Source organism: Ureibacillus sp. FSL W8-0352, assembly GCF_038004345.1.
In the GTDB taxonomy this organism is placed as follows: domain Bacteria; phylum Bacillota; class Bacilli; order Bacillales_A; family Planococcaceae; genus Ureibacillus; species Ureibacillus thermosphaericus.
The window spans coordinates 2,376,078-2,397,378 of the sequence record NZ_JBBOQT010000001.1 but is presented as its reverse complement, the minus strand read 5'-3'; the positions used below and the strand labels follow the sequence as shown (position 1 = coordinate 2,397,378).

General features: G+C 36.4%; 21 protein-coding genes. 15 read left to right on the top strand and 6 right to left on the bottom strand.

Annotation, left to right across the window (positions count from 1 at the left end; translation table 11 throughout):
• Positions 1-202 precede the first annotated feature (202 nt).
• The 4 genes from aceA (at position 203) to NST98_RS12080 (ending at position 5,691) form a co-directional block, all read left to right on the top strand.
• The gene (aceA, locus tag NST98_RS12095; RefSeq protein WP_340704769.1) at positions 203-1,495 is read left to right on the top strand and encodes an isocitrate lyase; all 1,293 of its coding nucleotides are present in this window, start codon (positions 203-205) and stop codon (positions 1,493-1,495) included.
• A 472-nt stretch (positions 1,496-1,967) separates the two neighbouring features.
• Positions 1,968-3,140 carry a pyridoxal-phosphate-dependent aminotransferase family protein gene (locus NST98_RS12090; RefSeq protein WP_340704770.1) on the top strand — a complete coding sequence of 391 codons (1,173 nt, stop codon included), beginning with the start codon at positions 1,968-1,970 and terminating at the stop codon, positions 3,138-3,140.
• Between the two features lie 415 nt (positions 3,141-3,555).
• The gene (locus NST98_RS12085) at positions 3,556-4,272 is read left to right on the top strand and encodes a glycosyltransferase family 2 protein (RefSeq protein WP_016837575.1); all 717 of its coding nucleotides are present in this window, start codon (positions 3,556-3,558) and stop codon (positions 4,270-4,272) included.
• 153 nt (positions 4,273-4,425) lie between these two features.
• Complete coding sequence (locus tag NST98_RS12080; protein ID WP_340715220.1) at positions 4,426-5,691, top strand: transglutaminase domain-containing protein; 1,266 nt, start codon at positions 4,426-4,428, stop codon at positions 5,689-5,691.
• Positions 5,692-5,775: 84 nt separating this feature from the next.
• Here NST98_RS12080 and NST98_RS12075 read toward each other — a convergent pair whose 3' ends face one another.
• The 3 genes from NST98_RS12075 to NST98_RS12065 all read right to left on the bottom strand — a co-directional run bounded on the left by NST98_RS12075 (position 5,776) and on the right by NST98_RS12065 (position 9,219).
• Positions 5,776-6,729, bottom strand: coding sequence for a BadF/BadG/BcrA/BcrD ATPase family protein (locus NST98_RS12075; protein WP_083839505.1), 954 nt, complete (start codon positions 6,727-6,729; stop codon positions 5,776-5,778).
• Entirely contained in the window at positions 6,708-8,231 is a 1,524-nt protein-coding gene (gene argH, locus NST98_RS12070) for an argininosuccinate lyase (protein ID WP_026019009.1), read from the bottom strand. The genes NST98_RS12075 and argH overlap by 22 nt, the downstream gene beginning before the upstream one ends.
• 67 nt (positions 8,232-8,298) lie before the next feature.
• Entirely contained in the window at positions 8,299-9,219 is a 921-nt protein-coding gene (locus NST98_RS12065) for an EamA family transporter (protein ID WP_340715219.1), read from the bottom strand.
• Positions 9,220-9,484: 265 nt separating this feature from the next.
• Between NST98_RS12065 and NST98_RS12060 the strand changes: the two genes are divergently transcribed.
• Positions 9,485-10,159, top strand: coding sequence for a CBS domain-containing protein (locus NST98_RS12060; RefSeq protein ID WP_340715218.1), 675 nt, complete (start codon positions 9,485-9,487; stop codon positions 10,157-10,159).
• Positions 10,160-10,204: 45 nt separating this feature from the next.
• Here NST98_RS12060 and NST98_RS12055 read toward each other — a convergent pair whose 3' ends face one another.
• The 3 genes from NST98_RS12055 to NST98_RS12045 all read right to left on the bottom strand — a co-directional run bounded on the left by NST98_RS12055 (position 10,205) and on the right by NST98_RS12045 (position 12,362).
• Positions 10,205-10,933 carry a DUF421 domain-containing protein gene (locus NST98_RS12055; RefSeq protein ID WP_340715217.1) on the bottom strand — a complete coding sequence of 243 codons (729 nt, stop codon included), beginning with the start codon at positions 10,931-10,933 and terminating at the stop codon, positions 10,205-10,207.
• Positions 10,934-11,066: 133 nt separating this feature from the next.
• Entirely contained in the window at positions 11,067-11,210 is a 144-nt protein-coding gene (locus tag NST98_RS12050; protein WP_340715216.1) for a hypothetical protein, read from the bottom strand.
• A gap of 468 nt (positions 11,211-11,678) precedes the next feature.
• A complete protein-coding gene (locus NST98_RS12045) occupies positions 11,679-12,362 on the bottom strand; it encodes a histidine kinase (RefSeq protein WP_026019010.1) in 684 nt (227 codons plus the stop codon).
• Positions 12,363-12,591: 229 nt separating this feature from the next.
• On the opposite strand from NST98_RS12045, the gene NST98_RS12040 reads away from it, so the two are divergent.
• From NST98_RS12040 to NST98_RS11995, 10 genes are all read left to right on the top strand, one after another.
• Positions 12,592-14,997 carry a Na+/H+ antiporter subunit A gene (locus NST98_RS12040; protein ID WP_340715215.1) on the top strand — a complete coding sequence of 802 codons (2,406 nt, stop codon included), beginning with the start codon at positions 12,592-12,594 and terminating at the stop codon, positions 14,995-14,997.
• Complete coding sequence (locus NST98_RS12035) at positions 14,987-15,409, top strand: Na(+)/H(+) antiporter subunit B (protein WP_016837585.1); 423 nt, start codon at positions 14,987-14,989, stop codon at positions 15,407-15,409. Before NST98_RS12040 ends, NST98_RS12035 begins: the two co-directional genes overlap by 11 nt.
• 3 nt (positions 15,410-15,412) lie before the next feature.
• Positions 15,413-15,751 (top strand): Na(+)/H(+) antiporter subunit C, encoded by a 339-nt coding sequence (locus NST98_RS12030; protein ID WP_016837586.1) that lies wholly within the window; start codon positions 15,413-15,415, stop codon positions 15,749-15,751.
• Complete coding sequence (locus NST98_RS12025) at positions 15,744-17,225, top strand: Na+/H+ antiporter subunit D (protein ID WP_340715214.1); 1,482 nt, start codon at positions 15,744-15,746, stop codon at positions 17,223-17,225. Before NST98_RS12030 ends, NST98_RS12025 begins: the two co-directional genes overlap by 8 nt.
• 11 nt (positions 17,226-17,236) lie before the next feature.
• The gene (locus NST98_RS12020; RefSeq protein ID WP_096549902.1) at positions 17,237-17,719 is read left to right on the top strand and encodes a Na+/H+ antiporter subunit E; all 483 of its coding nucleotides are present in this window, start codon (positions 17,237-17,239) and stop codon (positions 17,717-17,719) included.
• Entirely contained in the window at positions 17,719-18,003 is a 285-nt protein-coding gene (locus NST98_RS12015; RefSeq protein WP_096549901.1) for a Na(+)/H(+) antiporter subunit F1, read from the top strand. Before NST98_RS12020 ends, NST98_RS12015 begins: the two co-directional genes overlap by 1 nt.
• On the top strand, positions 17,981-18,364 hold the full coding sequence (locus NST98_RS12010; protein WP_096549900.1) for a Na+/H+ antiporter subunit G: 384 nt from the start codon (positions 17,981-17,983) through the stop codon (positions 18,362-18,364). The genes NST98_RS12015 and NST98_RS12010 overlap by 23 nt, the downstream gene beginning before the upstream one ends.
• A gap of 42 nt (positions 18,365-18,406) precedes the next feature.
• Positions 18,407-19,264 carry a metallophosphoesterase gene (locus tag NST98_RS12005; RefSeq protein WP_016837591.1) on the top strand — a complete coding sequence of 286 codons (858 nt, stop codon included), beginning with the start codon at positions 18,407-18,409 and terminating at the stop codon, positions 19,262-19,264.
• A 150-nt stretch (positions 19,265-19,414) separates the two neighbouring features.
• A complete protein-coding gene (locus tag NST98_RS12000; RefSeq protein WP_016837592.1) occupies positions 19,415-19,708 on the top strand; it encodes a DUF6509 family protein in 294 nt (97 codons plus the stop codon).
• 407 nt (positions 19,709-20,115) lie between these two features.
• Positions 20,116-21,300, top strand: coding sequence for a CaiB/BaiF CoA transferase family protein (locus NST98_RS11995; RefSeq protein ID WP_340715213.1), 1,185 nt, complete (start codon positions 20,116-20,118; stop codon positions 21,298-21,300).
• Position 21,301: the final 1 nt, after the last annotated feature.

Sequence of the window (21,301 nt, the reverse complement as noted above, 5' to 3'; positions counted from 1 at the left end):
CTTATTAAAAATTCAGAATCATGCTAAATTATCTTTGGAAATAATTGTTTTATCCCGAATTTTTAGTATTTCGTCACAAAATAATACATTTTTTTATTATCTGTTATATATTAGGTTTAACATTAATATACCTGTTATGAAACAGAATGTAAATTACTTTTCTAACAGAGTGTATTGAAATAAAGGGGAAGGTGTGAATGAAATGTTGACGCAACAGGAAAGAAATGAAAGAGTTGAGGCATTAAAAAAAGATTGGGCTGAAAATCCACGTTGGAAAGGAATTGAACGACCATATACTGCTGAAGAAGTAGTGAAATTACAGGGGTCTGTAGTCGTAGAGCATACATTGGCAAAACGTGGTGCTGCTCGACTTTGGAAATCTTTACATGAAGAAGATTTTATTAATGCGTTAGGTGCATTAACAGGTAATCAGGCAGTACAACAAGTAAAAGCAGGTTTAAAAGCTATTTATCTATCAGGATGGCAAGTAGCGGCTGATGCTAACTTAGCAGGACATATGTATCCAGACCAATCATTATATCCAGCTAACTCAGTTCCAGCTGTCGTAAAACGTATTAATCAAGCCTTACAACGTGCTGATCAAATAGAACATGCTGAAGGTCGCGATGATGGTTTTGATTGGTTTGCACCAATCGTAGCAGATGCTGAAGCAGGATTCGGTGGACCACTTAACGTGTTTGAATTAGTAAAAGCCATGATCGAAGCGGGTGCTGCTGGAGTTCACTTAGAAGACCAACTTGCTTCTGAGAAAAAATGCGGTCACTTAGGTGGTAAAGTATTACTTCCAACACAAAATGCGATTCGTAACTTAATTGCTGCTCGTTTAGCTGCGGATGTTATGGGTGTAGACACAATCTTAATTGCTAGAACTGACGCTGATGCAGCAGATATGGTAACGAGCGATATTGACCCACGAGATAAAGAATTTATTACAGGTGAACGTACTCCTGAAGGTTTCTTTAAAACAAGAGCAGGAATTAAACAAGCAATTGCTCGCGGTTTAGCTTATGCGCCATATGCTGATTTAATTTGGTGCGAAACATCAAAACCTTCATTAGAAGAAGCTAGAGAATTTGCGGAAGCAATTCATGAAAAATTCCCTGGCAAAATGTTAGCATACAACTGTTCACCATCTTTCAACTGGAAAGCAAATCTCACAGAAAAAGAGATTGCGGAATTCCAACGTGAAATTGCAAAAATGGGTTATAAATTCCAATTCGTAACATTAGCAGGATTCCACTCACTTAACAAATCAATGTTTGAATTGGCTGTTGATTACAAAGACAACGGTATGGCAGCTTATTCTAAACTACAACAAGCTGAGTTCGATCTAGAGAAAAAAGGTTATACAGCTACAAGACACCAACGTGAAGTTGGTACAGGTTACTTCGATGAAGTATCAATGGTTATTTCTGGAGGTACTTCTTCTACAACTGCAATGGCAGGTTCAACAGAAGCTGAACAATTCGTATAATAGAATTTCTTAGTCTAAGACGGGGGATATTTTTATAGAACAGGCAACAGTACAAACAGTAAAGGTTATTGGCGAAATGACGAATGAAGTTGAAAGTTTTTAGTCTGAGCCTTATAAACTTTGAACAAAGTTGTTGAAAAATTGTACACTTTCGGCCGTTTTGATGCAGCTTACTTGTGTTTTAAGTTTGTTAAATTTTTAACATAATGAACGAGTTATTTGAACCTATTAAATCGCTTACTTACAAAGGGGATCGTTAAATTAATATAGGTTGCCTCCTATATTGATCGTTTAATTGCTAAAGGGGTTTATGTTAAGGGATTAAATATTAAGTTAAATTGGGGATGGTTATGCCTTACTTGTCTCGAGAACAGAGCGAGTAAGGTCTTTTTTTAATATTGATAAACGAGAAGAAAAAAGTTATTGTTCAAAGAATTCGTTTGTTTAATAAGTTTTTAAAGGGGGAAAGAAAATGAGAAATAGAGATCTACTATTGATTCCTGGACCAACTCCGGTAGTGGATGAAATTTACGATGCTTTAGCGTTAGAAACAAGGGGGCATACAGACCCACGCTTTGTAGAAGTTTATAAAAATGCGTTACAGCAAACAAAAGAGCTGTTTCAAACGGATGGAGAAGTATTTGTCATTGCTGGTACTGGAACTTTAGCAATGGAAATGGCTATCGTCAACACGGTTGGAAAAGGGGAAAATCTACTTGTTTTAAGTCACGGATATTTTGGCGACCGTTTTATTCCATTAGCGCAGGCATACGATATACATGTAGATGTTTTACAATCAGAATGGGGAAAACAAATTGATCCATCAATAGTGGAAGAAACGTTGAAACGTAAACAATATAAAGCCGTGACGATTACACATGCAGATACATCTACAGGTGTTGTTTCAGATTTAGAGACATTGGTGCCAATTATCAAAAAAACAGGTGCCCTTGTCATTGTTGATGGTGTTGTGGCTAGTGCTGCAATCGATGAAAATATGAGTAAAACTTATGGCCATCCAGACTATAAACTGGATGTCGTCCTTACTGGTTCACAAAAAGCTATTGGTATGCCACCAGGGCTTGCTATTGTTGCGTTTAATAAAACCGCTCTAGCGGCTCGGGAGCATTTAGGACAAGTTCAAGCTTACTATTGCGACATAAAAAATTGGTTACCAATAATGAGAGACCCTTCAAAATATTTTGCGACTCCTCCTGTTAACTTGATTTATGCCTATAATGAGTCGTTAAAAATCGTTTTAAATGAGGGGATGAAAAAGAGAGAAAAACGCCATATTGCCTATGGACGAGGGGTTCGAGCGGCGATGCGTTCCTACGGCATGAGACCGTTAGCAAATGAAGAAGTTGCTGCTCCGACATTGAGTTGCATTTTATATCCTGAGGGAGTAGATGATGTCGCGTTTCGTAGTGGTTTAGCTTCTCGTGGAGTTATCGTTGCTGGTGCATTAGCTCATTTAGCAGGGAAGGCATTCCGCATCGGTCATATGGGGAATACAACTCCTGAAATGTTAGAAAAGGCAATCCAAGCAATCGGTGAAGTACTTCAAGAGCTCGGTTATACGGCCAATATTGAAAAAGCAATTAAAGCATTCAAAGAAGAAATAGAACAAGCAGTACGAAATTAGTTTTCATATACTGATGCAATACAATGCAAAAGGATTCATAGAAAAAGGGGGCGTCTGAAAAGTCATTTTGAGACGCCCCCTTTGCGGCTGTCGCACATGCTTTCGCCGCAGATAAATTGCGGCTGTCGCACATGCTTTCGCCGCAGATAAATTGCGGCTGTCGCACATGCTTAGCCGCAGATAAATTGCGACGAGGAGGCGCGTTTGATGTGACCACCAGAGGAGCACAGTTTTTAAGAGAATATTACTAGTAAGAAGTAAGGCTGTTCAGAAAGTGTTCGACTTTCTGGACAGCCACCATATTTATCATTTTAAGAAATGTTACAGCCATTTTAATATCAATCTCTTAAATATAAATAAAAGTAGTATACTATAGATTAATAGGTTCTAATAAACTTTTTAAGGAGAATAAGCTGTGGAACGACCAATTGTTATTATACCAGCACTAAACCCACTACCAACACTTATTAACTATACAAAGGCTTTATTAGAATTAAATATTTACAAAGTGATCATTGTGAATGACGGCAGCGATCCAAAATATCAATATATTTTTCAAGAACTATCGATGATTGATCATTGTATTGTATTAAAGCATGAGGATAATAAAGGGAAAGGGAGAGCATTAAAAACCGGGTTTGGTTACGTGTTAAAATATTTTCCTAAGACAAATTTCGTATTAACGGTAGGTGCTCATGGCCAACATACATTAGATGATGTAAAGCTCATATTACAAAATTTAAGAGTATTTTCTAATGGTATTATATTAGGTGTTCGTAACTTTCGTTCAAAAGACTTGCCTTTATCCAACGCGATTGGTCACCGAGCAGCCTCACTATTGTTTAAATTATTATTCCATCGGCGAATATTAGATACTCAAACAGGATTGCGTTCCATTCCGACAAAAGAATTATCGTGGTTATTGAAGGTACACGGGGATTCTTATGATTATGATATTAATATGCTGGTGGAAGCAATCAAAAGAAAAATCCCAATTTACGAAATTCCTATTGGACGAGTTAAAATAAGGAAGAATTCGATTATTCACTATGATGAGATCACTAATTCTCAAAAAATCATACAGCAAATTATTGCAAACTTCACAAAGTATCATAAAAAAAATCAGGAATGAAACTTTTTGTTCGAAAAATCGTACATTTTTATAGTACTACCAAAGGGGCTACCAACTTTTTCATTTTTGGTAGTACTTCTTTTTTTATAAATGGCAATACTTGTAGGAAAGAGAAGGAACTTAGAAATTTATTGTGTTAGGTGGTGAAGGTAATTGTTAAAGCGATTGATAATTCTTGTTATTCTCCTTGTCATGATTAAACCAGCATATGATTTGTCCAAACAAATTTGGGATGAAATAGTTAACTGGCTTGATATCAATTCTGCTATAACAACCATGGAGAACATAAATATTTCAGAGATAGGAAAAACGGCGAAGGAAACAATTTACGAAACAGCTTCAACCATATCCGCTTTACAAGCTACCGTTCACTTACCGGAAAAAGTGCAATCTGTTGAAGAGTTAGCAGATGCATTTTTTTATCATTTTAGTCATTGGGAAACAAACTTTGAAATACATTATGTTGGAAGCACAAGCGATATTGAACATATCATTCAACAAGCAGTAGAAGAAGCTTCTAATCGAGATCATTATATTTTAGGGCATTTGAGTGATCGAAAAATTGAATATGAATATGGAAAATATAAAGCGAAAATTAAAGTGCAGCAACAATATTTAACAAATGCTGTGCATGAGCAATATGTGGATGAACGAATAGCAGCCATTTTAGCAAGCGTCGATGTAAACTCCATGTCGGACTTTGAAAAGGTCAAATTTGTTAATGATTATATAGTAAAAAATACAGTTTATAGTACGGACACATCGTTAAGTCCTCATAGTGCATGTGCAGTGTTAAAAGAAAATAAAGGAGTTTGCCAAGGATACGCGCTTCTTGCATTAAAAATGCTAAGAGATTTAGGGATTGAAACGTTATATGTAGTTGGAGAAGTGCATACAGGTCCTCATGCATGGAACTTAGTGAAAGTAGATGGGGAATGGTATCATCTTGATACTACATGGAATGATCCAGTACCTGATCGTGGTAATGCAGTGAGATATCAATATTTTCTCCTTGATGATGCGACAATGAAACTTGATCATCGTTGGAATGAAGCGGATTATCCTAAGGCGATAAGTAAAAAATACACTGTGATGTCGAAAATTGACCATGCTTATGAAAAGGATGGTTATATTTACTACAGCAATATTGCGGATGATCATCGTTTATATCGATTAAATTTATCGACCGGGGAAAATAAACGATTAACAAAGAGTAGAGCACAATATATCGTGGGGTTAGGTGAATGGATTTTTTTCAGCAACTATTCAAAGGGTGCATACCTTGCAAGAATACGCACTGATGGTTCAGATGAATCCATTATCTATCGGGAAAAGGTTAGTGACTTATTGGTTGAAGATGGTTATTTAATATTCGCAACGGACGAAGGGTTGAAAAAAATGGAGATACGAAATTCTTGATGATTTACCGAAACAAAAAAGGGGCTTCCAGTTAGCCCCAGTCATAACGTACCGACCGACTTGATCGAAATTGAAAAACCACTATTATTTTAATGAACTAAGTGCCCTGTTGGCAATATAGTCTATCGGATTTTGAGTGCATAAATGGAAAGAAATATATGGATATATTTTTTTCACATAATCTTTAAAGACATTTAAGATGATCGGATTATGTTTCAATATGCCACCGTTTAAGTAAACGATAAAATCTTCACCAATCGGTTCAATTTTCCGTAATACCGCGTTTGTCATGATCGATAATTCTTTCGCCGCGTTGCAAGCGATTTGAATGGCTTGCTCGTCTCCAAGGGAAATAGCTTTCGTTAGGATTTTCGAAATGTTAGCGACTTGAGCATTTGTATAATCTGGTTGATAGATCCAATCATTAAGTTGTTCAATATTGTCTATTTGTAACATGTCGTAAACTAGGTCAGTGAGGACGGTAGGTTTCTCAAGACGGCCATCTTCAGAGCGAAAAATCGTATTTAAAATCTCTCTTCCAATCCAATAACCGCTTCCTTCATCTCCAACCCGATGTCCCCATCCACCAGAGCGTTCAATCCTTCCTTGACCATCTGTAGCATAAGCAGCAGAACCAGTACCTGAAATGAGGAGGGCACCTGCTTTTCCGCCAGTTAATCCTATTAATGTGGACTGTACATCATTTTCAACAATTGTACGACGAATAGAGAAGGGTGAGTTTCCACAACTTCGATGGATAATTTGTTGAACTATTGCAAGCCCGTTTTGTGTATCAACACCTGCAATGGCAAAGGTAGCAACTGCAATGTCCAGTATGCCTGTAGCTTTATAAGCCTCATTTAATAGATTAGTTAATACTTTTTCTACCTTTTCTGCGCCAATGGCTTGGTAATTTGTACTTGTTGATGTTTTTTCGAAATATACCTTTCCACTAGCATCTCTCAATGACAAAGTGGTTTTTGTCGCTCCACCATCAATGGCTAAAATATACTGATTCATGTTTCCTGTTTGCTCCATTCATCTAAATATTGTTGTAAACGTTTTTCACTTTGTAAAATTGCATCCTTTTTAATCTGAATCCATCTATTCAGTAAAGGGGTTTCCCTTTTTGCTTTTAAGAGCGATTTTCTCATTGTCATGGGAGCAGGGCCACCTGGTAATTTTCGAATATTGACGAAATGTGTAGGTTTTAAAGATTGATAGAATTCTTCTTTAGAAATGTTTAATGGCTTATCAGTCAGTTCAATGCATTTTTCGTTGACTAGCTCCCATGTTAAATCTTCAATGGAATCTTTATTATTTTTTAGCAAAGCACGAACACAGTTTGAAACGATTGCATGTGATTGTCGGAAGGAAATGTTTTCAGTAATGACGAGGGTATCAGCTAGTTGGGTAACGTTGGCAAAACTTCTTTCAGCTCGCTCTAATAATTTTTCTTTGTTGACATCCATTGTCACTACTAAACTGCCAAATAGTTTATAGATTCCACGCAGCTTCTCCATTGCACGCCAAATGTAAGGCTGCATATCATCTTCCGTATCAACAATATCCCCGAATGGAGTGTTATGAATCATTTGTAAGACTGTGGAAGCATCCCCTACAACCGATGAGAGTAGTGAACGGGTGTGTTCTATTGAAACGGGATTTCGCTTTTGTGGCATAATGGAGCTGACTTGAACATATGGACTGGCAAGACTGATTGCATTAAATTCTTGTGTTGCCCATTGTAAGAAGTCTTGTGCGGTACGTCCAAGATTTAATGCGGCAAGTTGCACAACACTAGCTGTTTCAGCAATATAATCAGCTCCGGCCACAGCATCCCATGCATTTTCCACTAAATCATCAAAAGCGAGCAGTTCTTGCATTCGTTGGCGATTAATGTTGAAACCTGTTGTCGTTAATGCGGCGGCTCCCATGCTGCTTCGATTTACCGTTGCATAAGCATGTTGCATGCGTTTAAAATCTCTTGTAAGTTGGTCAATAACAGCCTTTAAGTAGTGAGCGAAAGTTGTTGGTTGGGCTTGTTGTGTATGAGTATAGCCGATCATGATGGTATCTACGTGTTCTAATGCAAAGGCGATGAGTGAAGTTCGCAAAGTTACTAATTCTTCCATAAGGGCAAGAAGTTTTTCTCGTATTGTCATACGATAAATGGCAATCCCCATATCGTTTCGACTTCTTCCAATATGCAAATTTCCCGCTACATCTCCAGCAATCTCCATCAGTTTATTTTCAATTCGGAAAAACAAATCTTCAAATTGAGGTTTGTAATCTTGCTTTTCATAATATTCCAAGTCGAGTTGACTAATGGCAAAACCGATTTTTTTTACATCATCTTTTGATACAAGTTGTTGTTCTTCCAGCATTTTTAAATGGGCAATATGTATTTGCACCATTGATTTTAGGAAATGTTTTTTTGCTTCTTCATAGGCAGGTTGAAGCACGATTTTTCGATAACTATTTGAAGGAAATTGAGTGCCTTCGTATTCATGGATGCGGCTTTTATACTCATGGAACATCACAATAATCGCCCCCAGTATTATTGCTAAAAAGGTAATTTGAAGAGAGGTATTGGCTTCTAAATAATTAACTGGCTTCTGACTTCTCTTCAATATATTTCATTGACTGCCTTTGAGAGATGACGGTTGGCAGCGCGATTCCCGTTAAAATAAGAATAATGCCGATAATTTGTAACCGAGTAATAGGTTCGTGCAATACAATGACAGAAGCGATGACAGCAACTGGTAATTCCATGGCGCTTAAGATGGAAGCAAGACCTCCTCCTATTTTTGGCACCGCAGTTGCAAGTAGGAAAATTGGCAAAATCGTTCCAAAGAAACCGAGTACTAAGCCAAATTTCCAAAGCCCCTCTCTTATTAATATACCGTTCCATACTATTTCTGGTGACAAGAAGATGCTAATCAAGATAAGGGCGAAAAAGGATGTAAATAGTGTTCTTTCGGTTGTTGTAATACCTTGTATTGTTTTTGAATTGATTTGTAAGAAAATCGCAAAGCTAATAGCTGAACAAAAACCAAAAAACCAACCTAGCCAGTGAATGTTTGATAAATCGGCATCAAACACTCCAGCGGCAAGCAGCGTTCCGATAAAAAGAATGACTAGGGAAATGATTTCCGGGCGGTTCGGCCATCTTTTTCGCAAGATACAGTCTATCAGGATGCCAATCCATGTGAATTGGAAGAGCAATACAACGGCGAGAGATGCCGGTAAGTAATTTAAAGACTTACCGTAAACAATGCCGGTTGTACCTGTAAAAATTCCAGCAAATATTAAGGTAATGAATTCCTCTTTTTTAAGCTTAGGAACTTTTCTTTTAGTAAAGACAAATAATAACAACGCTAAACAAAATCCAATCAGATATTGGCTTGTGACAGCTTCATCGGGTGTAAATCCATAACCCATTGCTACTTTAATAATGGTTGAAAGTATTCCGTAACTACTAGCTCCAATAATGATAAGTAAAGGGTAAATAAAATTCATTTTCATGATGTCTTAACCTACTTAACAATTTTTTTGTCGTCTAGAATTCCTTCATAATCGATACAAATTTCATTTATGAAGCATTCTTTAATGATTGTTGAAAGCTTGCTTTATCATAATTAAAAGTATAGCAAATTTTGATATTTTCGGAAAATAAGGGTGCTAGTATAATAACAGATTTCTAATTAATTAAAATTTTAGAATATAATAGAAACTAGTAATCTATTAGGGAAGTGGTGTATCAAAATTGAAAAATTCCGAGCGATTTCTGTTGGCGTTTAATCGAATTACATTCACTTTGCGAAAAATCGTAAAGGCAAGAGAGCACTTGCCCTTTTATCGCCTAATTGAATTGGCAAAAAAGAAAAGTCCGTTAGTAAAAAAATATGAAGATGATTTACGTACTTTTGCAGATTTACGAAATGTGATTGTGCATCATCGAGTATCTGAAGAGTTTGTCATTGCTGAGCCTCATATACAAGTTGTTGAACGCATCGAGTATATAGAACAACTATTAGATCGACCAAGTTTAGTAGGACAAGTTTTTCGAAAAAAAGTAGTTACTTTTCAGACGACAGATTCATTAAAAGATGCACTCGACATCGTTCAACAACGGAAATATACTCAATTCCCGATATATGAAGGAAAAGAATTCCAAGGTCTCGTTACAACAGTAGGTATTACCAACTGGTTAGCGGATGTAGCAAATCATAAAATCTTAGTTTACGAAATGCCAACTATGAAAGATATATTGCATTACGAAAAAAAGCGAGTAAACTATAAGTTTATTAGTCGGTATTTGACTGTGTATCATGCTAAAGAGTTTTTTAAAGAAGGGGTTGAGAGGGGTAAACGTTATGATGCTTTGCTCATTACGGAACATGGTAAACCACATCAGAAGTTAATAGGTATCATTACCCCCCTTGATTTGATGAAAGTGCCATAATTATACATATCTCCAATCTAGACAATATGAATAAAAGGTTTGTCCTTAATTAGCTTTTTTGGACAAACCTTTCTTATCATTATAAAGTGAAACATATAAAGAGCCGTTTTCTAAAACTTGTGCGAAAAAAACATCTTTTATATTTTTGATGTTCTTCTTTTTCAGCTTATTTAACAGCCATTCTTCTGTTAAGTTTAATTCGATGAGATTTTTCTTCACAATCTTCCCATCGGAAATGACTTCGGTTGGGAAGTAAGGGGGAATTGAGCAATCCGCTTTGACGTCTTGTTTCGTAGCGGGACTTCTAGCAGGTTTTTTTAATACGCTTAATTCTCCATTGGTTTCAAACACTGCGTAATGAACTTCATCAAAAGAAAAAACGCCTTCCTCACGCAATAACATTGCTAATTCATCGATGTGAAGTCTTGCTTTTTTTAAACCATGTTGATTGATGACGCCATTTTGAATTAAAATCGTTGGACGGTCATCAACAAGAACACGTATTTTGGTTGACTTCATTGCAATAAAACTCACAGTGAGAGTAAGAACAGTCCAGCATAATAGGGCAACGATACCGTCAAAAAAAGGAGTGTCAATTTGCGTTGTAATTTCACCAGCAATTGATCCGATAGTAATACCAGTGATGTAATGGAAGAAAGTTAGTTGACTTAATTGTTTTTTTCCAATAATTCTTGCTAACACTAAGATGACATTAAAGGCAACAATACTTCGGATAACAATTTGCCAAAAATTAACTTCCCAAAAATTTTCCATTGTGAATCCACTCCTTTCATTTCTCAATTTAGAATGAGCTGAATAAGCAAGATTATGCAATCGAGTAGGAGGGAGTGATTAGCTCCCGTCCTCTCACACCACCGTACGTACGGTTCCGTATACGGCGGTTCAATTAAGATAATTGACGCAAGTTTTCATAACTTCCGTGAATAGCTGCTCTCTTTATGCCAGTGGTCACTCCACCCTCCAAGAGGTCCCCCACGGGATTCACCGCTTCCTTCCTCAAGTGAGGTACTACGTTTTCTGTGTTCATCATGACTCACTGAATGCCAAGGGCTATTCTCTCTTAATTGTTCGGTCCTTCTTAGTAGTTCTAAACCAACTAATACTATGACCTCTGCTGACTTCTGACGGTTCAGCTACTTATCACTAAGTAGGTTATGAAGCGTACTTCACATATCCGCCAGACCTCCCCGGGTAAGTACATGCACTTTCACACCATCTATCCGCCTCATTTACTCGATATGACCTTCGACAGAAAGAGCTTTGTTTTGTTTTGCAAACTCACTCAATCATACCTAGCCTTATATGAGGTTCGTGTTCCTCGGACCGGTGTTTTGCCTCCAGCTTCCTTCAGATTCCGCGTCACCACGGACACCCTTGCTCTTGGCTAACCTCTACTTCTGTCTTCGGGGTTCGGGACTTACACCCTATAGTTCATGTACATGCCGGGCGCACAAAAAATAACAGAAGCGCTATTACGCTTCTGTTTTAATGGAGAAATTTACACTAAGTAATGTTTATATTCATCTGGAATTTTTTCAGGATTTAATACGAAGTCTTCTTCAATTTTCAACTCATGCATTTTATTGTTGTAAGAAAAACGGAAAATCCCATTATCAAAGTCTGTGCCAATTTCTTTAAAGAAGATTCCTTCTATAAAGCGGGATTTTGGGCAAGTAAATACAATTTTATATTGTTCACCCTCCGACACGATGAAAGCGCGGACACCTTTTTCATACATGTCGATGCCCTCATCTTCAGTAGGTCGGCTTACTGCAACGATATGGAAGTCTGCAAAAGGAATTTCTTTTAATAATACATTGAGAAAGGAACCTTTTGTGATCTCTTCCCATCGACTTTGAGCGCTTTGACCAACAATAATTTGGGAAATATTATATTCTCTAGCTACTTCAGCTATTACTTTTTGAATCGGTCTTTTTTCGTTGTCCCGAATGATAAATTCTTCAACCCCTAGTTCATTTGCTAACTCGGTCCAACGTTCAATATAACCAGATTTTTCAGCATCAAAATTGTCTAGAGGTTTTGAATCAACCGTTAATATATATAATGGACAATTAAGCAAACTAGCAAGCTTATGACCTCTACGAATGAGTCGCTCACCGTTTAATCCATAATAAACGCAAACTAAAATACTTTCATCCGCTTGCTTTTTGACACCATTCATCATTTTATATTAGCACCTCTTAAATTAATATCATAACAAACTTCTATATTTTTCAGTCAAAATCAATGAAATACAAATTGCTTTATTATATACTTAAAATTGTAGCTAGGATTAAATTTTTCTAAGTTATTAGCATTTTAATTCAATAGTATATATTGTTATTGACACATTATTATGCTACGTAGATTTGTTTTCGTCAAGTAAATATAGTAATGGGAGGAGAGAACTTGTGACAGTTGATGTTGCCATCATCCTTACTCCGTTTATTTTTGCTGCATTGACTCCTGTATTATACAGGTTTATTAGCAAAAAATATATAGGCTGGCTCGTATTGAGTGTCTCCTTTATATTATTCCTTTTTTTAACTACATACATCCCTCGTATATCTGACGGTGAAGTTGTTGCTTTCACTCATGAGTGGATCCCCTCGTTAGGTATTCATTTCACAACTTATTTAGATGGACTCAGCTTAATTTTTAGTTTACTCATTACCGGAGTAGGAAGTTTAGTTATTTTGTACTCGATTTTTTATTTATCCAGAAGCGAACAGCTATACCATTTTTATTGTTACCTGTTGCTGTTTGTGGGGGCAATGTTAGGGGTTGTTCTTTCTGATAATTTAATGGTTTTATATGGATTTTGGGAGCTAACAAGTGTTTCATCGTTTTTACTAATTGCATATTGGCATCACCGAAAAGCTTCACGAGCTGGGGCAAGAAAATCAATGATCATTACGGTTGCCGGCGGTATTTCTATGCTAGCAGGTTTTTTGATGCTCTATGAGATGTCAAAAACATTAAGCATCCGTGAGATTATTGGAAATGTGGAAGCGATACAAGAACACGCATTGTTTGTACCAGCACTTGTATTGATTTTATTAGGTGCATTTACAAAGTCTGCACAATTTCCATTTTATATTTGGTTGCCGGATGCGATGGAAGCTCCGACACCAGTAAGTGCGTATTTGCATTCTGCGACAATGGTAAAAGCAGGAATTTATTTAGTGGCAAGACTCACACCTGTTTTTGGTGGAGAGCCGTTATGGTTCTGGTTAGTAACGGGCGTTGGGTTGTTTACGTTGTTTTGGGGTTCCTTCAATGCTGTAAAGCAGGTGGACTTAAAATCGTTGCTCGCCTTTTCGACAGTCAGTCAGCTCGGGCTTATCATGAGTTTATTAGGTATGGGTTCTGTGGCAATCTACTTAGGTTATTCTTCGGAAACGATTATTTATACGCAAGCGGCATTTGCAGCCATTTTCCATTTAATAAATCATTCCACTTTTAAAGGTGCACTGTTTATGATGGTCGGAATCATCGACCACGAATTAGGGACGCGCGACATTCGGAGGCTCGGTGGACTTATGTCGTTTATGCCATTAACCTTCACAATTGCACTGATCGGTAGTTTTTCAATGGCAGGGCTTCCTCCGTTTAACGGATTTTTAAGTAAGGAAATGTTCTTTGCTGCAACCCTTCATATACAAGAATTAAATATTTTTTCTTTAGATAGTATAGGATTTCTAATTCCAATTGTTGCATGGATTGCGAGCGTATTTACTTTTGTTTACTGTTTAATCATTGTGGGTAAAACATTCTTTGGTAAAGTTCAGCTGCATCTATTAGCAAAACATCCTCATGAAGCACCGATTGGAATGTTAATTTCTCCTTATACGCTCATCGTTTTTGTGGTTGGAATTTTCTTTTTCCCAAATCTACTAGGCCATTATATTTTAAGACCTGCGATGGCAAGTATTTATCCTACATTTCCAACACAAGAATTAACTCCGCATATACATGCTTGGCATGGAATATTTAGTCCTGAACTATGGATGACGATTTTTGTAATCGTTGTCGGAACTTTACTTTACAGATTATTGAAACGTTGGAAGCCAATTTATCGAGCACTTCCTCAAAATTTATCATTAAATTCACTATTTAATAATGGCATTTCATTTAGTGAATCTTTTTCGAATCGCGTTACACGTCGATATATGACAGGTAATTTGACAGATTATTTTGTCTACATTTTTCTAGCGTTTTTAATGATTGTCGGTGGATATTTCCTCCAAGCTGATATATTTTCTTGGAGCCCTGTCGATAGGGAGTCATTAGAAGTATTTGAAATCATTTTAGTGTTGATTATGATTGCTTCGTCCGTTGGTATATTGTTTGCGAAATCTCGTATAACAACCGTATTTCTTAGTAGTGTATTAGGATATTCAGTTGCCTTTTTCTTTATTGTTTTCCGAGCTCCTGATTTAGCCTTAACACAGCTTGTCGTTGAATCCGTTTCAACCGTACTCTATTTAATTTGTTTTAGACATTTGCCAGAAATAAGAAATGAGATTCAACCGAAATGGATAAAAATGAGAAATATTTTCATATCGTTAGCTGTAGGGGCAACGGTAACTTTAGTAGGTTTTGCTGCTCTCAATTATGAAAAATTTATCACCATTTCTTATTTCTTTAACGATTCGTATGAGTTAGCTGGTGGGAAAAATATTGTAAACACAATTTTAGGAGACTTCCGTGCATTCGATACGATGCTCGAAGTGGTTGTATTATTTATCGCAGGTTTAGGCGTATATACCCTCATCAAGCTAAAAGCAAAAGGAGGGGGAACGAATGAGAATTAATGATGTGATATTGCGGACGGTTGTAAAAGTAGTAATTTTCATCATCCTGACTCTTGGTGTATATCTTTTTTTCTCGGGTCATAATGCACCGGGAGGAGGGTTTATAGGGGGGCTTGTTCTCGCTTCCGGGATCATTTTGCTCTATGTAACGTATGATATCGACACTATCCAAAAAAAAATGCCCTTTGATTTTAAGAAAGTAGCTGCTCTTGGTGTGTTGATTGCAACGGGAACAGGTCTTGGAGCAATTTATTTAGACGTACCTTTTTTATCTCAAACAGACGGGCATTTTCAATTTCCGTTTATAGGTGATAAACACTTAACAACCGTAACGTTGTTTGAGGCGGGGGTTGCATTAACCGTAATTGGTACGCTAGTTACGATGATTTTAAGTATAAGTGAGGATGAGTAGTGAATGGAGCAAGTAATGATTATACTTATTGGAATTCTCGTTTCTGTGGCAACCTATTTAATCCTCTCTCGAAATATGATTCGTATCATTATCGGCACTGCGGTGCTATCCCATGCAGTTAATTTGCTCATTATGACGTCAGGGGGATTAAAAACAGGCAACGTGCCACTGCTTGGACATGGAGATGGTCCATTTACTGATGCATTGCCTCAAGCGTTGATTTTAACTGCCATTGTTATTAGCTTTGCTACGACTGCATTTTTACTTGTTTTAGCTTATCGAACATATAAAACGAATGGCTCAGATGATTTTAACGAATTGAGAGGAATGTCAGATGAATAACATCATAGTATTGCCACTGATTATTCCAATATTTACTGCAGTTATTTTGGTATTTTTGAGAAATTATATAGTAGTACAAAGAATGATCACGATTACCACGATGATTGCAGTTAGTATCATATCATTCTTTTTGTTAGAGCTTGTACAAAGAGAAGGAATTATAAAATTGGACTTTAGTGGCTGGAAACCACCTTTTGGAATTTTGTTTGTCGCCGATACTTTTTCAGTGTTAATGGTATTAACCTCAAGCATTGTCACGGTGTTCTGTTTACTTTACGCTTTTTCAACGATAGGCGAACGGCATGAAAATATGTTCATCTATTCGTTTGTTTTATTGTTAGTTGGCGGAGTAAATGGATCCTTCTTAACAGGGGATATCTTTAATCTATTCGTTTGTTTTGAAGTCATGTTAATGGCGTCGTACGTGCTGGTGGCATTGGGAGGGGAAAAGGTACAACTTCGAGAGTCATTAAAATATGTATTAATAAACGTTATTGGATCTTCTATTTTCCTAATTGCTCTCGCTTATTTATACAGTACAGTGAAAACGCTGAATATGGCGCATATAGCCGAGCGAGTTGCTGAAGCCGGCCAAGATCCAATGCTAACAACTGTGGCGCTTGTATTGTTTATTGTTTTCAGTTTAAAGGCTGGTTTAGTGCTATTTTTCTGGTTGCCAGGTTCTTATGTTGTGCCGCCTACTGCTGTACAAGCATTATTTGCAGCGCTGCTAACAAAAGTTGGCGTGTATGCATTGATTCGAACTTTTACATTAATGTTTCCGCATCAACCAGAAGTGACTCATACAATTATCGGAATTTTTGCAGGAGCAACTATTATTTTAGGATGTATGGGTGCGCTTGCTTCACGAAATGTATTAACAATTGCAGCCTACAATATTGTAATTGCTGTAGGTTTCATTTTAATTGGTTTAGCAGTTGGCACGGAATCAGCAATTGCAGGTTCTGTATATTACTTAATACATGACATGGTAGCAAAAGCGTTATTGTTTTTATTGGTAGGGATGATGGTTTACTTAACGGGTGAAAAGTTAATAGATCATATGAGTGGACTCATTCGAAATTATCCATTATTTGGCTGGATTTATTTTTTAACGATGTTAGCTTTAGTAGGAATTCCACCGCTTAGCGGGTTTGTAGGAAAAGTGTTGATTGGTAAAGGGGCGATTGAAGCTGGATCCTATGTATTATTATTTCTTGGATTTGCATCAAGTCTTGTCGTGTTATTTTCATTGTTAAAAATCTTCCTAAGTTCGTTCTTTGGAGAAACGATTATAACAAATGAAGATAAAAAACCGCTACCGATCTCTTCAATGGCTTCCTTTGTTGCATTAGCCCTTTGCATGATTGCAATTGGTCTAGGTGCAGAACAGCTATTAGTTTATGTACAAGATGCGACAAATATCCTTGTTAATCCATCTATCTATATTGATGCTATTTTAAGTGAAAGTTAGGGGGTGGGAAGGTGTTTTTTGCCCAATTTATTTTAAATTTGTTTATAGCGCTTCTTTGGCTATTGTTCAAAGACGAGCCTACACCGACACTTTCGACTTTTAATACCGGTTTTATCGTTGGGATAGGAATTCTTTATGTAATGCATCGATTTTTTGGCACACAATTTTATTTAGTTCGAGCTATGAAAATTATGAAACTTGTGGTGATATTCTTTAGAGAACTTATTGTTTCAGGTTTTGTTGTAATGAAGCAAATTTTAACTCCCAATTTAAAAATTACACCGGGTATTTTTAAGTACAAGACAATATTGAAAAATGATTGGGAAGTAACGGCTCTTTCGTTGTTGTTAACATTAACTCCTGGTTCTGTAGTGATGGAGATATCAGAATCTGGGGATGAATTGTATATTCATGCGATGGATATTGGACAGAAGGAAGACTTAATTCGCTCATTAGGAAGATTTGAGACCGTGATATTGGAGGTGTCTCGTTAATGATCGATACGATATTGCTAATTTCTCTAGTCTTGTTCATGGTTGCTATTGCACTGCATTTAATTCGAATTATTAAAGGCCCAACAATGCCCGACCGAGCAATTGCTCTTGATACAATTGGTGTTAATTTGATTTCATCAATGGCTATACTTTCAATCTTATTAAAAACGACTGCCTTTTTAGAAGCGATTTTAATATTAGGGATTTTAGCGTTTATTGGGACAATTGCTTTTTCTAAATATATAGAGAGAGGTGTCATTATTGAGCGTAAGTCAGATCATTGAGTGGTTCAGTGTCATCATTATTTTCATTGGCTCAATCATTAGTGTGATTAGCGCATTTGGAATGCTTCGTTTTCCTGATGTATATACTCGTGCTCACGCTGTAGCAAAAAGCGCTACACTAGCTGTTCTATCGTGTTTAGTGGGTTCATTCTTTTACATTTGGGTTCAAGATGGATATATAAGTGTTCGATTGTTGTTAGGAATTCTATTTGTATTTATCACTTCACCGGTATCCACACATCTTGTGATACGAGCAGCCTATCGCTCTGGTGTGCCACTAGCTGAGGGTTCAGGTGAAGACGAATTAAAGCCAGTATTATTTGGAGAGAAAGAACCTTTACCAACTAAACAATCAGAGTAAGTTCGTACTTGATTGTCTAATTGTAAAGAAATAATATAATGAATGGACATTTGGAAAACTAAGAATAGAATTGAGCGAATGGTTTTGAAAAAGTTACTAACACTGATATTGTTAATTGTCGGTTTATATTTATTTTTGTACGTAAATAATCATTGGATTGTCATAACGGAACAAATATATGAATCTGATGAAATTCCTGATTCATTTAACGGTTTTCGAATTACTCAAGTATCTGACTTGCATGATGCTTTATTTGGTGAAAATCAAGAAAAATTAGTTGAAAAAGTACGGGAAACAAATCCAGATGTCATTTTTATTACGGGAGATCTTATTGACAGCAATCGTTATAATTTACAACAGAGTTTATTAGCTGTCCGTGAATTTGTAAAAATCGCGGATGTGTACTATGTAATTGGTAATCATGAAGTAGCAATTAATCAAGTAACGGAAATTTATAATGCCCTTGAGGAAATAGGAGTACATATTTTACCGAACGCTGCGACATGGGTTGAACGGGGAGGAGAAAGAATTGCTATAGCGGGCATTGAAGATCCTCTCAATGGGACTGATACGCAAACTATGTTAAATACTGCATTATCAACTGTTCCAAAAGATATGTTTACAATGCTACTTGCCCATCGTCCGGAAAAGTTTGATATTTATGTAAAAAATGAATTAGACTTGATATTTACAGGACATGCCCATGGAGGTCAAATTAGAATTCCTTTTGTTGGAGGCTTAGTAGCGCCTGGACAAGGGTTTTTCCCTGTATACACTGCGGGATTTTATGAAGAGAATGGGACGACGATGAATGTGAATAGAGGATTAGGCAATAGTGGAGTACCTTATCGAATTTTTAATTTGCCTGAGATTGTCGTTGTAGAGTTAAAGACGAAATAAGCTGTTATGCTCAAAATATAACCGTCTCAAATTGAGGCGGTTTTTTGTTGTAAATTGTTTTATGAATATGAGAAGATATTTGACCATTATTCATTTTTGATTATGATTGTAATTAGAATTTTTAGGACTAATTTAAAGGAGAAAATGTATATGAATATCATTGATTTTACAATGGAAGAATTAATTGATCCGACTGGTATAATTGAGGGAAGACGCTACGAATTTTTGTTGGACATAGAAGTGGATGAGGAAGACGAACTATATTCTAGTGCAGGAACACAAATCCGCCTTCTTGTAGGCGATAATGGGGAAGGGCCATTTATTATCAATTATTTTATTATGGATAAGCAAGATGAAAAATATATTGAATTAGCATTAGAGGAAGACGAAGAGCAGTACCTATTAGATTTCTGTAAAGAGCGATTAGCACAACAAGGTGAATAGTATATCATAAGAGAAAAAGACCCTATCATTCATCGAGATGACGGGGTCTTTTATGTATAAATAGGAGTTCGCTTAATATAGATGGTTATGTTGACGAACAAACTAGCATACTAGGAAAATATTTTATAAAAATACATTTTTTTATAGAATCAAATTCCCTATCATTCAAGAGGAATCTAATAATTACTATTAATGGATTTTACTATTTCCATTCCGTTTTCATAGATTTAATAATATCTATGAATGAATTATCATATATTGAATAAGAGGTTCACAAAATTTTCAGATTATTTTAAAATATTACTATAATTATTGAGATATAACTGTTATAAAGCTCGTAATGATAGCAGTTTGTTTCTTCAAAAATTATATGAATAGTTGGCTTGTTCATAGAGGGGATGGGAAAAGTGACTATATTAAAAGATTTAAAAATTCTCGATTTTTCATCAATGCTTCCTGGGGTTTTTACGACGATGATGTTTGCAGATTTTGGGGCAGACGTCATTCACGTTGAGTCCACACGTAGAGTGGATTTAATGCGCATTATGCCGCCATATGATGATAATAAAGAGTCGTACATTCATCAGCATTTAAATCGCTCCAAAAAATCACTCAAACTAAATTTAAAAACACAAGAAGCAGTGGAAATCGTAAAAAAATTAATCCAAGAATATGACATTGTCATTGAAGGATTTCGGCCTGGTGTAATGGAACGTTTAGGCTTAGATTATAAGTCATTAAAACAAGTAAATCCAAAGCTGATTTATTGTTCTGTCACGGGTTATGGCCAAACAGGACCATATCGCAATCGTCCAGGTCATGATAATAATTATTTATCGATTGCAGGTATACTTGATTATTCACGACACAAAGGGAAAAAACCTGTTTCGATGGGGATACAAATTGCAGATATAGCTGGGGGAACATTACATGCAGCGATAGGTGTGCTTGCATGTGCACTACATCGTGAAAAAACGGGAGAAGGAAAATATATTGATATATCCATGACAGATGCCGTCTTCACAATGAATGCATTATATGGAACAGCCTTTTTAGGAAGCGGTGAGTTGCCAAAGGCTGAAGAAGAAATATTAAACGGTGGAACGTTTTATGATTATTATGAAACAAAGGATGGCCGTTATTTTTCAGTAGGTAGTTTAGAGCCGCACTTCCGCAAGTTGTTGTGTGAAGCATTAGATATTCCTGAATTAATTCAAAGCACGTTTAATGACTCTACTTATACACAAAAGAGATTTAAAGAGGCAGTAAAAGATGCTTTCTTAACGAAAACTTTTGATGAGTGGTTGGAAGTGTTCAATGAAGATTTTCACGGTTGTGTTGAACCAGTTCTAACCTTTGAAGAGGCTTGCAATCACCCGCAAATTCAAGCTCGAAATATGATCGTCGATGTTCCAAAAGATGACGGTACAACACAAAAGCAGATTGGAACTGCAATAAAATTTGACGGTGTCGAACCAACCTATAAATTTGTTGGTGCAAAAATCGGTGAACATACAGTAGAAATTTTAAAATCGCTTGGTTATACGGATGAGGAAATTGAAACATTCCATCAAATGGGCGTGTTGCAGTAAA